The sequence below is a fragment of the Pseudonocardia sp. genome, from assembly GCF_035305885.1.
GTDB lineage: Bacteria > Actinomycetota > Actinomycetes > Mycobacteriales > Pseudonocardiaceae > Pseudonocardia.
This window is the reverse complement of record NZ_DATGOP010000080.1, coordinates 1-13,954: the sequence shown is the minus strand read 5'-3', so window position 1 is coordinate 13,954 and position 13,954 is coordinate 1. Positions and strand designations below refer to the sequence as shown.

Here is a 13,954-nt window from a genome sequence, read left to right as displayed (position 1 = left end):
TCCGACACCGATCGGCGCGGCGACGGTGCTCACCACGCGGCGGCGGAGGCGCCCGCAACGGGTGATCCGGGCCCACGGGACGCCCCCGGCCGGGCGGGTACCTCGTCCTTCGTGAACGCGCGGACGCTCGGCGTCGAGGAGGAGTTCCTGCTGGTCGACCCGGACACGGGGCGGCCACGGGCCGTCGGGCAGGCGGTGCTCGCCGCCTCCGCCGACCGCGAGCTCGCCGGGGAGCTGCAGCAGGAACAGGTGGAGACCGCCACGAAGCCCTGCCACACGCTCGACGAGCTGTCGGCGCAGATCCGCGCGGCGCGCTCCGCGGCCGCCGCGGCCGCCGCCGACGCCGGAGCCGCGCTCGTCCCGCTCGGGACCTCCCCGCTCGCGGTGGAGCCGACGATCACGCCGTCCCGGCGCTACGCGGAGATGGCGCGCCGGTTCGGGCTCACCGTCGCCGAGGGGCTCACCTGCGGCTGCCACGTGCACGTCGCGGTCGACTCGCCGGACGAGGGGGTCGCCGTGCTCGACCGGATCCGGCCATGGCTCGCGCCGCTGCTCGCGCTGTCGGTCAACTCCCCGTTCTGGAACGGCGAGGACTCCGGCTACCGCAGCTTCCGCACGCAGGTCTGGCAACGCTGGCCGGTGGCGGGCCCGTACGCGCGGTTCGGGTCCGCGGCGGCCTACCGGGAGTTCGTCGACACCGCCCTCGCCACCGACACCCTGCTCGACGAGGGCATGGTCTACCTCGCGGCCCGGCTGGCGCGGAACCTCCCGACGGTCGAGGTGCGCGTCGCCGACGTGTGCCTGGAGCCGGACGATGCCGTGCTCGTGGCCGGGCTGGTCCGGGCGCTCGTGCAGACCGCGGCCGACGCCGCCGCGCGCGGCACCGAACCCGACCCCGTGCGCACCGAGGTGCTCCAGCTCGCCGAGTGGCGCGCCAGCCGCTGGGGCACGGAGGCCGAGCTGCTGGACCCGCGCACGTGGCGGCCGGCCCCGGCGCGCGGGGTGTTCGACGCGCTGGTCGCGCACGTCGGCCCCGCCCTCGAGGACGCCGGCGACCTGCACGCGGTGCGCGAACTCGTCGACGCCGTGCTGCGCCGGGGCACCGGCGCCCGCCGGCAGCGCCACGCCCTGGCCAGGACGGGCGACCTCGGCGCCGTGGCCCTCGACGCGGTGCACCGGGCGCGGTAGCCACCCCGGAGGTTCCGACGAACGGCGCGCTCGTCGGAGTCGGAGGGGCTACGCCGCGGCGGCCGCCGCCCGGGCGCGCAGGCTCTGCGGCACCTCGAACCGCTTGCCGTACTTGCGCGCGAGCTCGTCGGCCCGCGCCACGAAGCCCGCCACCCCGCCGGGGTAGCCCTCGACGTACTGCACCACCCCGCCGGTCCAGGCCGGGAACCCGATGCCGAAGATCGAGCCGATGTTGGCGTCGGGCACCGAGGTGATCACGCCCTCGTCGAAGCACTTCTGCGTCTCGATCGCCTCGACGAACAGCATGCGCTCCGACAGCTCGCGCAGGTCGACGTCGTGGTTGGTGGCGCCGAGCTCGGTGCGCAGGCCTGGCCACAGCCGGGTGCGCTTGCCGTCGGCGTACTCGTAGAAGCCCGCGCCCGAGCTCTTGCCCTTGCGCCCGAACTCGTCGACCAACCGGTCGATGATCGCCTCGGCGGGGTGCGGCTCCCAGGTACCGCCCGCCGCCTCGACGGCCGCCTTCGACTCGTTGCGGATCTTCTGCGGGAGCGTGAGCGTCAGCTCGTCCATCAGCTGCAGCACCGGCGCCGGGTAGCCGGCCTGCGCGGAGGCCTGCTCGATGGTCTGCGGGTCGATGCCCTCGGCGAGCATCGCGACGCCCTCGTTGAGGAAGGTGCCGATCACCCGGCTGGTGAAGAACCCGCGGCTGTCGTTGACGACGATCGGGGTTTTCTTGATCGCGAGGGTGACGTCGAACGCCTTGGCGACCGACGCGTCCGACGTCCGCTCGCCGCGGATGATCTCCACGAGCGGCATCTTGTCGACCGGCGAGAAGAAGTGCAGGCCGATGAAGTCGCCCGGGCGGTCCACGCCCGCGGCGAGCTCGGTGATCGGCAGCGTGGAGGTGTTCGAGCACAGCAGGGCGTCCGGCTCGACGACCTTCATCGCCTCGCGGAACACCTCGTGCTTGAGCTGCATCGACTCGAACACGGCCTCGATGACCATGTCGCAGCCGGCGAGGTCGGCGTAGTCGGCGGTGGGCGTGATCCGCGCGAGCAGCGCGTCGCCGGCCTCCTGCGTGGTCTTCCCGCGCTGGACGCCCTTGGCGACGAGGCCCTCGGAGTAGGCCTTGCCCTTCTGGGCCGCCTCCAGCGACACGTCCTTGAGCACGACCTGCCAGCCGGCGAGCGCGCACACGTAGGCGATGCCCGCGCCCATCATCCCGGCGCCGAGCACCGCGACCTTGGTGGGCTGCCACGGCTCGTACCCGTCGGGCCGCGACCGGCCGCCGTTGATGGCCTGCAGGTCGTAGAAGAACGCCTTGGTCATGTTCTTCGACGTCTGCCCGACCACCAGCTCGGTGAAGTAGCGGGCCTCGATCCGGAACGCGGTGTCGACGTCGACCTGCGTGCTCTCGACGGCCGCGGCGAGGATGTTGCGCGGCGCGGGCAGCGGGGCGCCCTTGAGCTGCTTGCGCAGGTTCGCCGGGAACGCGGGCAGGATGGACGCGAGCTTCGGCGACGACGGCGTGCCGCCGGGGATCTTGTAGCCCGGCTCGTCCCACGGCTGGCGCGACTCGGGGTGGGCGGCGATCCAGGCGCGGGCCTTGGCGAGCATCTCCTCCTGGCTGGTCGCCAGCTCGTCCAGGATGCCGATCTCCAGCGCCTTGGCGGGCTTGTGCCGCTGCCCCTGCACCAGCACGTTCATCACGGCGTTCGCGATGCCGAGCATCCGCACCGTGCGCACGACCCCGCCGCCGCCCGGCAGCAGGCCGAGCGTCACCTCGGGCAGGCCGTAGACCACGCCCTTGGCGTCCAGCCCGATGCGGTGGTGGCAGGCGAGCCCGATCTCGAGGCCACCGCCGAGCGCGGTGCCGTTCATGGCGGCCACCACCGGCTTGCCCAGCGTCTCCAGCTTGCGCAGCTGCTTTTTCACGGTCATGGACTTCTCCATGACCGCCGCCGCGTCGTCCGGGGTCGCCCTGCTGAGGGAGTCGAGGTCGCCGCCTGCGAAGAACGTCTTCTTCGCCGAGGTGATGATCACGCCGGCGATGGCGTCCTTGTCGGCCGCCAGCGCGTCGACGCACTCGCCCATCGCCTCGAGGTAGCGGTCGTTCATCGTGTTGGCGCTGCGGCCGGGGTCGTCGAGGGTGACGACGACGATGCCGTCCTCGCCCTTCTCCCAGCGGACGGCCTTCTGCTGCTCGGTCACGATTCGAGGTCCCTTCGTGTTCCGTTGGCGGCGTGGCCGCCGGGAGAGCACGCAGCCGGCGCCGCTACCTGCACCGCTACGCAAAGCACGTCTGGAATGGAGGTCAGGAAAGGCGCTCGACGACGGTTGCGATCCCCATGCCGCCGCCGACGCAGAGCGTGGCGACGCCGAAGCGCTGGTCGCGGCGCTCGAGCTCGTCGACCAGGGTGCCGAGGATCATGGCGCCGGTGGCGCCGAGCGGGTGGCCCATGGCGATCGCGCCGCCGTTGACGTTGACCTTCTCGTGCGGCACGCCCATGTCCTTCATGAAGCGCAGCACGACGGCGGCGAAGGCCTCGTTCATCTCGAACAGGTCGATCTGGTCGACGGTCATCCCCGCCCGGGCGAGGGCCTTGCGGGTGGCCGGGGCCGGACCGGTGAGCATGATCGTCGGGTCGGAGCCGGACAGCGCGGTGGACACGATCCGGGCCCGCGGGGTGAGGCCTGCGGCCTTGCCCGCGGCCTCGGTGCCGATGAGCACGAGCGCGGCGCCGTCGACGATGCCGGACGAGTTGCCGGCGGTGTGCACGTGGTTGATCTTCTCGACCCAGTGGTAGCGCTGCAGCGCCACGGCGTCGAAGCCGCCCTGGTCGCCGATCATCTCGAAGGACGGCTGCAGCGCGCCGAGCGCCTCCATCGTGGTGTTCGCCCTGACGTGCTCGTCGCGGTCGAGCACCACGAGGCCGTTGCGGTCCTTGACCGGGACGACCGAGCGGGCGAAGTAGCCGTTCGCCCAGGCCTTCGCGGCGCGGGTCTGCGACTCCAGCGCGTAGGCGTCGACGTCCTCGCGGGTCCAGCCCTCGAGCGTCGCGATGAGGTCGGCGCCGATGCCCTGCGGCACGAAGCCGGTCTCGTAGGCGGTCTCCGGGTCCATCGCCCAGGCGCCGCCGTCGGAGCCCATCGGCACCCGCGACATGCTCTCGACTCCGCCGGCGAGCACGAAGTCGGCCATGCCCGCGCGCACCTGGTGGGCGGCGCTGTTGACCGCGTCGAGGCCCGAGGCGCAGAAGCGGTTGTGCTGGACGCCCGCGGTGGTCTCCGGGAGGCCGGCGAGGATCGCGGCGGTCTTGGCGATGTCGCCGCCCTGGTCGCCGATCGGCGAGACGACGCCGAGCACGACGTCGTCGATCGTGGCGGGGTCGAGCTCCGGGTAGCGGGCGCGCAGCTCGTGGATGAGGCCGACGACCAGGGAGACCGGCTTGACCTCGTACAGCGAGCCGGAGGCCTTGCCCCGGCCGCGAGGTGTGCGGATGGCGTCGTAGATGTACGCCTCGGGCATCTCTGCCATGGGAACCTCTCCTCGACGACCGAGCGGACCAACGGGGTTTTTGTTACAGCAGTACTGTCACATAGGTCAAGCGGTGTCGTAACCTGCCGCACATGGCGGCACCATCGCTACCCGACCGGGGCGAGCTCCTCACGATCGACCAGCTCGCCGCCCGGACGGGCATCACGGTCCGCAACATCCGGTACTACGCGGCGCGGGGCCTGCTCCCCCCGCCGACGCTGCGCGGGCGCACCGGCCTCTACGGGCCCGACCACCTCGCCCGGCTGGAGCTGGTGAGCGAGCTGAGTGCGCTGGGTTTCACGCTGTCGGCGATCGAGAGCCACCTCGAGCGCCTCCCCCCGCACGCGGGGGCCGCCGAGCTGGCGCTGCACCGGGCGCTGCTCACCCCGTGGGTGCCGGAGGAGATCGAGGAGGTCGACCGGGCCGAGCTGGAGAAGCGCGCCGGCCGCACCCTGTCCGACGAGGACCTCGACGCGCTGCGCGACCTCGGCGCCGTCACCCCGCTGCCCGACGGGCGCCTGCAGCTGCACGGCGCGGGCCCGCTCGGCAGCGCGCTCGCCGTGATCGGGTCCGACCTCCCGACCGACGTGTGGCGGCGCGCGCACGGCCTGATCGAGAAGCACACCTCGGCACTGGCCGAGGACCTGATGGAGATGTTCCAGAACGAGGTGCTGCAGCCCTACCGGGACCGGGGGCACCGGGCCGACGAGCGGCAGCGCCTCGCCACCGCGTTGTCGCAGCTCAAGCCGGTGACCGTGCTGGGGCTGGTCACGGCGTTCGGGCGGGCGGTCAACCGGACGATCCGACAGCGGTTGGGCGACTGAACGAAGGGGGACGAGGGTGTCCGAATCGCAGGAGTGGACCTTCGCCGGGCACGGCGGCGAGCTCACGGCGCGCACCTGGCCGAACGAGCAGGCGCGCTACACCGCGCTGCTCTGCCACGGCTACGGCGAGCACATCGGCCGCTACGAGCACGTCGCCGACGCGCTCGTGCGCCACGGCGCGGTCGTGCACGGCGTCGACCACGTCGGCCACGGCAAGAGCGCGGGCGAGCGGGTGCTGATCACCGACTTCGAGCGGGTCGTCGACGACTTCCACGAGCTCGCCACCCGCGTCCGCAGCGGGCTGCCCACGGTGCTCATCGGCCACTCGATGGGTGGGATGATCGCCGCCCGCTACGCCCAGCGGTACGGCCACGAGCTCGCCGCCCTCGTGCTGTCCGGGCCCGTGCTCGGCCGGTGGGACGCCGCGAGCAACCTGCTCGCCCAGGACCCGATCCCGGACGTGCCGATCGATCCGGACACGCTCTCCCGGGACCCGGAGGTCGGCAAGGCCTACGCCGACGACCCGCTGGTGTGGCACGGGCGCTTCCAGCGGACCACCCTCGAGGCGATCATGGCGTGCCTGGACCGCATCCGCGAGCACGGCCCGCTCGGCGCGCTGCCCACCTTCTGGGTGCACGGCGAGGACGACCAGCTCGTCCCGCTCGACGGCACCCGGGAGGGGATCGAGGCCCTGCGTGGCGTGGTCTTCGAGGAGAAGATCTACCCCGGCGCCCGGCACGAGGTCTTCAACGAGACCAACAAGGACGAGGTCCTGGGCGACGTCACCGCCTTCATCGACCGCAACCTCGGGTAGCGTCGGCGGCGTGATCGTGGAGCGCGCCCGGCCATGAGCGACGTCTTCACCTTCCCGCTGACCGTCCGGTACATGGAGGTCGACGCGCAGGGCGTCGTGTTCAACGCCTGGTACCTGACCTACTTCGACGAGGCCATGTCGGCGTTCCTCACCGCGCGGGGGATGCCGTACGCGAAGATGATCGAGTCGGGCTTCGACGTGCAGCTCGTGCACTCGGAGATCGACTGGCGCTCCGGGCTGCGGTGGCAGGACGCGGCCGAGGTGGCCGTGTCCACCGCCCGCATCGGGCGCACCAGCTTCGCGCTCGACTTCGAGGTGCGCCGGGACGGGGACGAGGTCACGTGCTCGGGCCGCACGGTGTACGTGGTGATCGCCACCGACGGCTCCGGCAAGCGCGAGATCCCGCCGCCGCTCGCCGCCGCGCTCGGGGAGCCGGCGCCGCTGCGCGCCGACGCGCCCTGATCAGCCGAGCCGGGCCAGCAGCCATCGGAACGCGGCCTCGCCCTGCGTCCGCTGGAACTCCCGCAGCGTCGGGAGGTTCGGCGGTGGCGGGAGCAGCGACTGGCGCAGGAAGAATCCCGTCAGCGCGACGAGAACGGCGGTGACCGCGTCCGGGTCGGCGGCCTGCGCCGGCGGGTAGGCGGCCCACACCCGTTCCGGGTCGGTGCCCGTGACCGCGGCGCTCGGCAGCAGCAACAGCAGGTCGAGCCACGGCGCGCCGACCCGCGCGTGCGGCCAGTCGACGAAGACCACCCGGTCGCCGGCCAGCAGGATGTTGTCGGCGCGCAGGTCGCAGTGCACCAGCGAGGTGCCCTGGGCGGCGGCCACCCAGCCCTCCTCGATCGCGGCGAGCTCGTCGAGCCGCCGGCACACCGCGGGACCGAGCGGGGCGGCCGCCTCGGGCTCCGCGGCGAGCGTCCGCCAGCCGCGGAACCCCTCCTGGTCGAGCGTGGCGATCGGCCGGGCGGGCACCGGGCTGGGCGTGAGCCGATCGGCGAGCGCGGCCATGGCGTCGACCACCCTGGCGAGCTCGTCCGGGCGCCACGGCTCCGCGGGCGGCACGCCGTCGACGTCCTCGACGACGAGCGCCACCCAGTCGCCGTCGTCGTAGCTGCCGAGCAGGCGGGGCACCGGCAGGTCGGGCGGCAGGGCCGAGAGCACCTCGATCTCGCGCCGGTGGAACCCGGGCGCGTCGGGGTTGCGCTCGACGCCGACGGCCTTGGCGAACGCCCGCCGCCCGTCGGCGAGCACGAGGCGCGCGGCGAGGCCGGGCGAGAAGCCGCCGGGCTGGGAGCGCGCCGCGACGACGGGCGCACCGAGGATCCCCTCGATCGCCGCGCGCACCCGTCCCGGCACCTCGTCGAGGCCCAGCCGGGCCCCTCCCCCGCTCACCACGCGGTCGAGATCACCGCATGCGCGCCGCCGTGTCCACCGCTTTCCAGCCGGAGGACAGCGTGCGCGCGGCACGGTCCAGCATCGCCCGCACGACGATCGGGTGCACCGGCCGCACCAGCGCCGAGTACGCCCGGCCGCGCCGGTTGTGCAGCTGGACGACCGTGGTCAGCACGACCCGCTCGGGCTCGCGGCGCACCGACACCCTGAAGTCGAGGTGGTTGGCGTCCGCGCCGAGCAGGACCTCGTCCTCGGTGCGCGCGACCGTGTCGAACGCGCCGGCGCCGCCCCGGTCGATGCCGACCAGCCCGACCAGCAGCTCGCGCAGCCCGAGCGCGGCGAGGACCCACCGCGGCGGGTCGCGGAACACCGCGTCCGCCCACGCCTGAGGGTCACGTGGGGTGCCGGGGAAGGCCTCGACGGCGTAGGCGTCGGTCCAGTCGACGCGCGGCAGGGCGCCGGCGACCAACGGGGTGCGCGCCGGCGGGACCGGGCGCGCCCGCGGCACCTCCACCGCGCGCAGCAGCCGCACCCACGCCGACCGGCGGTACGGGCGGGCGGGACCGACCCCGACGGCGCGCTCGGCGTTGTCGAGCAGCTCCTCGAGCACCGCGTCGTGCGCCCAGCGGATTGCGAGCGGCCAGGCCAGCCGCATCACGCCGGACAGCTCGGCCTCGGCGACGTGGCGCAGCCGGGTGCGACCCGGCCCCGCGGGCTCGGCCGAGATCTCGTGCCGACCGTCGATGCCCTGCCCGGGCTCGAACTCGAACGCGACCCTGCGGCCCGGCTCGTGGCCGGTGACGCGGTAGCGGATCGAGCCGTGGCCGCCGGCCGTGCCCACCGCGACCGGGCCGTCGAGCACCATCGGCCGCCACCCCGGGGCGGGCCACAGCAGGTCGTCGGGCCCGCCGATCCGGTCGAGCAGCGGGCCGACCTGCTCGACGGGCGCGGGGACGATCCGCTCGTGGACGTTGCGCACCACCGGCCCCACCTCCGTACGCCACCGTATGGTTTTCCGTACGGTACCGTACGGTGGTGGCGGGGAGGAAGCGGCTGACGGCGCGGGACTGGACGTCCGCGGCGATCACGGCGCTGGCCGAGGGCGGGATCGCGGCGGTGGCGGTGGAGCCCATCGCGGCGTCGCTCGGCACCACGAAGGGCAGCTTCTACTGGCACTTCCCGAACCGGGAGGCGCTGCTGGAGGCCGCCCTCGCCGAGTGGGAGCGCACCCGGACCGAGGACGTGATCACGCTGGTCGAGGGCGAGCCCGACCTGCGGCGCAGGCTGCACAAGCTGCTCACCGTCGCCCTCGGCGCGGGCACCGAGCGCCCCGCGGAGCGCATCGAGCTCGCCCTGCAGGCGAACGCCGACCACCCGCTGGTCGCGCCCGCGCTCGCTCGCGTCACCTCCCGGCGGCTCGACTACCTCACCCAGGTGTTCGCCGGGCTCGGTTTCCCCCCGGACGACGCGCGGCGGCGGAGCCTGCTCGCGTACACGGCCTACCTCGGCCACGCCCAGCTCGCCCACGCCACGCCGCAGGCGGTGCCCACCGGGGACGAGCTCGCGGCGTACGTGGACGCGGTGATCGCCACCCTCACCGCGCGCTGAGCGCATTTCGGCGCGTGCGTACCCTCGCCGCCGATGCGATTGCGATTCACGGTGCTCGGGCCCGTCGAGGCGCACCAGGACGGGCACGCCATCGATCTCGGATCACCCCGGCAACGCAATGTGCTCGGAGCGTTGCTGATCGATGTCAACAATGAGGTTCCGACCGACGAGCTCGCCATTCGGATTTGGGGCGACGACCCGCCGCTGCGGGCCGCGCAAACGCTGCAGAGTTATCTGTCCCGGCTCCGTTCGGCGCTGCCGTGCGAGATCCACCGCGGGCCCGGCGGGTACGCCGTCCGGGTCGACGAGGACGCGGTCGACCTGCACCGGTTCCGCCGCCTCACCGCCGGTGCGCGCGGCACCGACGACGCGTCCGCGGCGGCGCTGCTGTCCGAGGCGCTGGCCTGCTGGCGCGGCCCCCTGCTCGCGGGGCTCGACACGCCGTGGGCGGTGCGCCTGCGCGGCGAGACGCAGCTCGAGCGGCTGGCCGCCGAGCTCGACCTCGTCGACGTCCGGCTCCGCCGCGGGGAGCACGCGAGCGTCCTGGCCGAGCTCACGGCGCTCGCCGACGAGCACCCGCTCGACGAGCGGATCGCCCGCCAGCTGCTCCTCGCGCTGTACCGCAGCGGCAGGCAGGCCGAGGCGCTGCGGCGCTACGAGGAGGTCCGGGTGCGGCTGGCCGACGAGCTCGGCGCCGACCCCGGCCCGGCGCTGCAGAAGCTGCACCGCGAGATGCTCACCGGCGCGCCGTCGCTCGACCACGTCGAGCCCGCGCGAGCGCCCGCGGGGCCGGTGCCGCGCCAGCTGCCCGCCCCGCCGGCGGTGTTCACCGGCCGGCAGGGCGAGCTCGCCGCGCTCGACGCGGCGCTCGACGACGGGCGGCCGGTCGCGATCTGCGCGGTCGGCGGCACCGGCGGGGTCGGCAAGACATCGCTCGCCCTGCACTGGGCGCACCGCAACCTCGACCGGTTCCCGGACGGCCAGCTGTACGTGAACCTGCGCGGGTTCGACGGCGGGTTCTCGCGGGCCGCCGAGCCGCTGGCCCCCGACGTCGCGATCCGCACCTTCCTGGACGGGCTCGGCGTGGAGGTCGACGCGATCCCGCCGGGCCTGGACGCCCAGGCGGCGTTGTACCGGAGCCTGGTGGCGGGCAGGCGCATGCTCGTCCTGCTGGACAACGCCCGCGACACCGAGCAGGTCGCCCCGCTGCTGCCCGGCAGTCCCGGCTGCGCCGTGCTCGTCACGAGCAGGCGGCAGCTCGGCGGCCTGGTCGCCGTGCACGGCGCCCGCTCGCTCCCGCTCGACGTGCTCCCCGACGCCGAGGCGCGGGCGCTCCTCGCCGGGCACCTCGGCCGGGAGCGGCTCGACGCCGAACCGGACGCGGTCGACGCGGTGCTGCGCGCCTGCGCCGGGCTGCCGCTCGCGCTCGCCATCGTGGCCGCGCGGGCGAGCACACGCCCCCACCTGCCGCTCGCGGCCGTGGCCGAGGAGCTGCAGAACGGCCCCGGGCGCCTCGACGCGCTGGACGCCGGAGACGCCCGCGCCGACCTGCGCAGCGTGTTCTCGTGGTCCTACCGGGCGCTGCGCCCGGAGGCCGCGCGCCTGTTCCGCAGGCTGGGCCTGCACCCGGGCCCGGACGTCGGACTGCCCGCCGCGGCCGGGCTCGCCGGCGTCGACGTCCACGAGGTGCGGCCACTCCTCGCCGAGCTGACCGGGGCGAGCCTGCTCACCGAGCACCGGCCCGGCCGGTTCGTCCTGCACGACCTGCTGCGGGCCTACGCCGCCGAACGCGGCGAAGCCGAGGACACCGAGGCCGAGCGGCGCGCCACCGTGCGCCGGCTGCTCGACCACTACCTGCACAGCGGCGTCCCGGCGAGCCTCGTGCTCACCCCGACCCGCACGCGGATCGACGTCGACCCGCCCGCGCCGGGCGTCACGCCGGAGGTCCCGACCGACCTGCGGCAGGCGACGGAGTGGTTCGCCACCGAGCGCCCCGCCGTGCTCGCCGCGATCCGGCTGGCCGCCCAGCACGGCTTCGACACGCACTGCTGGCAGCTGGAGTGGACGATCGGCGAGTTCCTCGACCGGCACGCCCACTGGCACGACTACGCCGAGGCCTGCACGCTCGCGCTCGACGCGGCCCGGCGCCTCGGCTCGCCCGCCGTCGAGGCGATCGTGCTGCGCGGGCTCGCCCGGGCGTGCACCCGGCTCGACGCCCACGACGAGGCGTACGCCCACCTCGAGCGCGCCCTCGAGCTGTACCGACAACTCGGCGACCCGGCCGGCCAGGCGGCGGTCCACATCGGGTTCGGGCGCCTGCTCGAGCCGCAGGGCCGCCACACCGAGGCGCTCGCCCACGCCGAGCAGGCGCTCGAGCTCGCCCGCGCCGGCGGCGACCGCGCGGGCGAGGCCTTCGCGTGGAACGGCGTCGGGTGGTGCCACGCCCGGCTGGGCAACTACGAGCGGACGATCGAGTACGCCGCGCAGGCCCTCCGGGTCGCGGGCGAGGTCGACGGCTGCCCGGTGGCCGGGATGTGGCACACGCTCGGCTACGCCCACCTCCACCTCGGGCACCACCAGGAGGCGATCGACTGCTTCCGGCGGTCGGTGCGGGCCTCCCGGGAGACGCCCGACGTCAACGTCGAGGTTCTCGCGCTCGGCCGGCTCGGCGACGCCCAGCGCGAGGCCGGGGACCTCGACGCCGCGCGGGCGAGCTGGCAGGAGGCGCTCGCGATCCAGCGCGCCCGCGGACGCAACCGGGCCGCCGAAACCATCGAGCGCAAGCTTGCAGACGCCATGCGGAATCCATGAATTCGCAGGTCGAGGGGCTCACCTGAAAGCGTGACGGTGGCCGTAACCGCGTCGTTGGCCCTCACGTACCGATCAAGCTCCCGACGACTTGGAGGATGTGGAGTGGATTTGGCACGCGGGCGACGTGGAATCGCGCGGGCGGCCACCGTTGCCGTTGCGGCGGCGGCGCTGGGAACGGGTGCGACGATTCTCGCTTCTCCCGCATTCGCGGACGAGGACCACTCGTTCCGGATCGACATCCAGGAGCCGGACCCGGTCGCGCCCGGCACCGAGGGGCTCATCACCTACCGGCTGACCAACACCGGGGACGAGGCCACCGACGGGGTTCTCATCAACGTCTCGCTGCCGCCCGACGTCGTGCTCAACTTCGACCCGCTGCACTGCCAGAAGACCGGGTCGAACCCCGAGGGCGGCGACCTCGTCAGCTGCAACTTCAGCGACGGGTTCGGCGCGTTCGCGCCCGGCGAGACGAAGACGTCGCAGGCCTCCTACACGGTGGCCGCGGACGCACCCGAGTCGGCGAGCCTGGGCAAGGCGGGCGCGCTCGCCGTGCCGCTCGAGAACGGTGAGCCGACCGAGGACTGGACCGACCTCGACGGGCCGCACGTCGACGAGGCGGAGATCACCACCTCGGAGGGCTCGGCCGGGGCCTGGGACCAGCTGAAGGGCCTGTTCGGCTTCTGATCCCCGGGCGGGACCGGGGTGTTTTTCGGGGGACCCCGGTCCCGCCCCCTCAGCGCTTCGTGGCCGCTTCCAGGTAGCGCGCCACCCACCCGTCCGCGATGTGCCGCTTCCACAGGGCGGCGACCCGCTCGTGCTCGTCGGCGAGCCGGTCGACCCGCTCGAGCGCCTCGCGGCGCAGCTGCCACTTGGTGGTGGCGAACGTGTCGGGCGGGATCTCCGCCGCCAGCGCGGCCGCCGCGGCCACCGCCCGCGACCCCAGCTGCGCGGCGGGCACCACCTCGTGGACCAGGCCCAGTTCCCGCGCCCGCTCCGGCAGGTGGGTCTGCGCGCCCAGCACGACCTCGCGCGCACCCCGCTCGCCCACCGCGTGCCGGACGACCTCCAGCGCGATGCGCGGGAACGGCACCCCGACCCTCAGCTCGGGCACCCCGATCCGCGCCGTGCCCTCGGCCATCAGCACGACGTCGGCGCAGGCCGCGAGCACGCACCCGCCGGCGATGGCGTGCCCGTTCACCGCGGCGACGAGCGGCTTCGGCAGCTCGAACGCGGCCCGGAACGCGTCGGCCAGCGCCGGGAGGAACTCGTCGATGTAGGCGTCACCGCCCGCGGTGGCGCGCTTCAGGTCGACACCTGCCGAGAAGGCTCGGTCCGATCCGGTGACGACCACGGCGCGCGCCGGATCGTCCGCCAGATCGGAGAACCGCCCGGCGAGCGCCTGGCAGAGCTCGAGGTCCATCGCGTTGACCGGGCCGTGCGCCATCCGCAGCACGGCGACCGGAACGCCCTCGACATCGACGTCGTCGCGTTCGAGCACGCCTGGAACCTACCGTCGGGCGGCACACGTGGCAGGCTGCGCATAGAGGCATACGAGTAGTTTCCGACGACGAGGTGAGGGAGCCATGCCACAGCAGGTCCGCGGGGTTGTCGCGCACAAGAAGGGGGAACCGGTCTCCCTGGAGACGGTGGTCGTGCCGGACCCGGGGCCCGGTGAGGCGGTCGTGAAGGTGCAGGCGTGCGGGGTCTGCCACACCGACCTGCACTACCGCGAGGGCGGGATCAACGACGAGTTCCCGTTCCTGCTGGGCCACGAGGCCG

General features: G+C 74.1%; 13 protein-coding genes. 8 read left to right on the top strand and 5 right to left on the bottom strand.

All coding sequences use genetic code 11. The annotated features are described in order from the left end of the window. Window positions 1–111 precede the first annotated feature (111 nt). Window positions 112–1,188 carry a carboxylate-amine ligase gene (locus tag VKZ81_RS16570; RefSeq protein WP_324242474.1) on the top strand — a complete coding sequence of 359 codons (1,077 nt, stop codon included), beginning with the start codon at window positions 112–114 and terminating at the stop codon, window positions 1,186–1,188. A gap of 48 nt (window positions 1,189–1,236) precedes the next feature. On the opposite strand, the gene VKZ81_RS16565 is transcribed toward VKZ81_RS16570, so the two are convergent. Beyond that, the gene (locus VKZ81_RS16565) at window positions 1,237–3,399 is read right to left on the bottom strand and encodes a 3-hydroxyacyl-CoA dehydrogenase NAD-binding domain-containing protein (protein ID WP_324242473.1); all 2,163 of its coding nucleotides are present in this window, start codon (window positions 3,397–3,399) and stop codon (window positions 1,237–1,239) included. Window positions 3,400–3,502: 103 nt separating this feature from the next. Further along, window positions 3,503–4,717: an acetyl-CoA C-acetyltransferase gene (locus tag VKZ81_RS16560; protein WP_414709392.1), complete on the bottom strand. Its 1,215-nt coding sequence runs from the start codon at window positions 4,715–4,717 to the stop codon at window positions 3,503–3,505. Between the two features lie 101 nt (window positions 4,718–4,818). On the opposite strand from VKZ81_RS16560, the gene VKZ81_RS16555 reads away from it, so the two are divergent. From VKZ81_RS16555 to VKZ81_RS16545, 3 genes are read left to right on the top strand one after another with little or no spacing between them, the layout of a single operon-like run. Then, window positions 4,819–5,550: a MerR family transcriptional regulator gene (locus VKZ81_RS16555; RefSeq protein WP_324242471.1), complete on the top strand. Its 732-nt coding sequence runs from the start codon at window positions 4,819–4,821 to the stop codon at window positions 5,548–5,550. 16 nt (window positions 5,551–5,566) lie between these two features. Further along, the gene (locus VKZ81_RS16550) at window positions 5,567–6,364 is read left to right on the top strand and encodes an alpha/beta hydrolase (protein WP_324242470.1); all 798 of its coding nucleotides are present in this window, start codon (window positions 5,567–5,569) and stop codon (window positions 6,362–6,364) included. A gap of 33 nt (window positions 6,365–6,397) precedes the next feature. Continuing rightward, on the top strand, window positions 6,398–6,826 hold the full coding sequence (locus VKZ81_RS16545; protein ID WP_324242469.1) for an acyl-CoA thioesterase: 429 nt from the start codon (window positions 6,398–6,400) through the stop codon (window positions 6,824–6,826). Here the strand turns inward: VKZ81_RS16545 and VKZ81_RS16540 are convergent, their stop codons facing one another. Then, on the bottom strand, window positions 6,827–7,756 hold the full coding sequence (locus VKZ81_RS16540) for a phosphotransferase family protein (protein ID WP_324242468.1): 930 nt from the start codon (window positions 7,754–7,756) through the stop codon (window positions 6,827–6,829). Between the two features lie 13 nt (window positions 7,757–7,769). Further along, complete coding sequence (locus tag VKZ81_RS16535) at window positions 7,770–8,738, bottom strand: DUF2867 domain-containing protein (RefSeq protein WP_324242467.1); 969 nt, start codon at window positions 8,736–8,738, stop codon at window positions 7,770–7,772. Window positions 8,739–8,791: 53 nt separating this feature from the next. Here VKZ81_RS16535 and VKZ81_RS16530 point away from each other — a divergent pair, with 53 nt between their 5' ends. From VKZ81_RS16530 to VKZ81_RS16520, 3 genes are all read left to right on the top strand, one after another. After that, window positions 8,792–9,364: a TetR/AcrR family transcriptional regulator gene (locus tag VKZ81_RS16530; RefSeq protein ID WP_324242466.1), complete on the top strand. Its 573-nt coding sequence runs from the start codon at window positions 8,792–8,794 to the stop codon at window positions 9,362–9,364. 33 nt (window positions 9,365–9,397) lie between these two features. Further along, window positions 9,398–12,175: an AfsR/SARP family transcriptional regulator gene (locus VKZ81_RS16525; protein ID WP_324242465.1), complete on the top strand. Its 2,778-nt coding sequence runs from the start codon at window positions 9,398–9,400 to the stop codon at window positions 12,173–12,175. A 102-nt stretch (window positions 12,176–12,277) separates the two neighbouring features. Beyond that, window positions 12,278–12,859, top strand: a complete 582-nt coding sequence (locus VKZ81_RS16520; protein ID WP_324242464.1) for a COG1361 family protein — start codon at window positions 12,278–12,280, stop codon at window positions 12,857–12,859. Between the two features lie 49 nt (window positions 12,860–12,908). On the opposite strand, the gene VKZ81_RS16515 is transcribed toward VKZ81_RS16520, so the two are convergent. Then, complete coding sequence (locus VKZ81_RS16515) at window positions 12,909–13,673, bottom strand: enoyl-CoA hydratase/isomerase family protein (protein ID WP_324242463.1); 765 nt, start codon at window positions 13,671–13,673, stop codon at window positions 12,909–12,911. 85 nt (window positions 13,674–13,758) lie between these two features. Here VKZ81_RS16515 and VKZ81_RS16510 point away from each other — a divergent pair. Continuing rightward, the coding region (locus VKZ81_RS16510; protein ID WP_324242462.1) for an alcohol dehydrogenase catalytic domain-containing protein at window positions 13,759–13,954 on the top strand (196 nt) is incomplete at its 3' end.

What these genes read in the sequence shown, in the direction of transcription:
- VKZ81_RS16560 (WP_414709392.1), bottom strand. Translation starts at nt 4,717, where the DNA reads ATGCCCGAGGCGTACATCTACGACGCCATCCGCACACCTCGCGGCCGG.
- VKZ81_RS16555 (WP_324242471.1), top strand. Translation starts at nt 4,819, where the DNA reads ATGGCGGCACCATCGCTACCCGACCGGGGCGAGCTCCTCACGATCGAC.
- VKZ81_RS16545 (WP_324242469.1), top strand. Translation starts at nt 6,398, where the DNA reads ATGAGCGACGTCTTCACCTTCCCGCTGACCGTCCGGTACATGGAGGTC.
- VKZ81_RS16525 (WP_324242465.1), top strand. Translation starts at nt 9,398, where the DNA reads ATGCGATTGCGATTCACGGTGCTCGGGCCCGTCGAGGCGCACCAGGAC.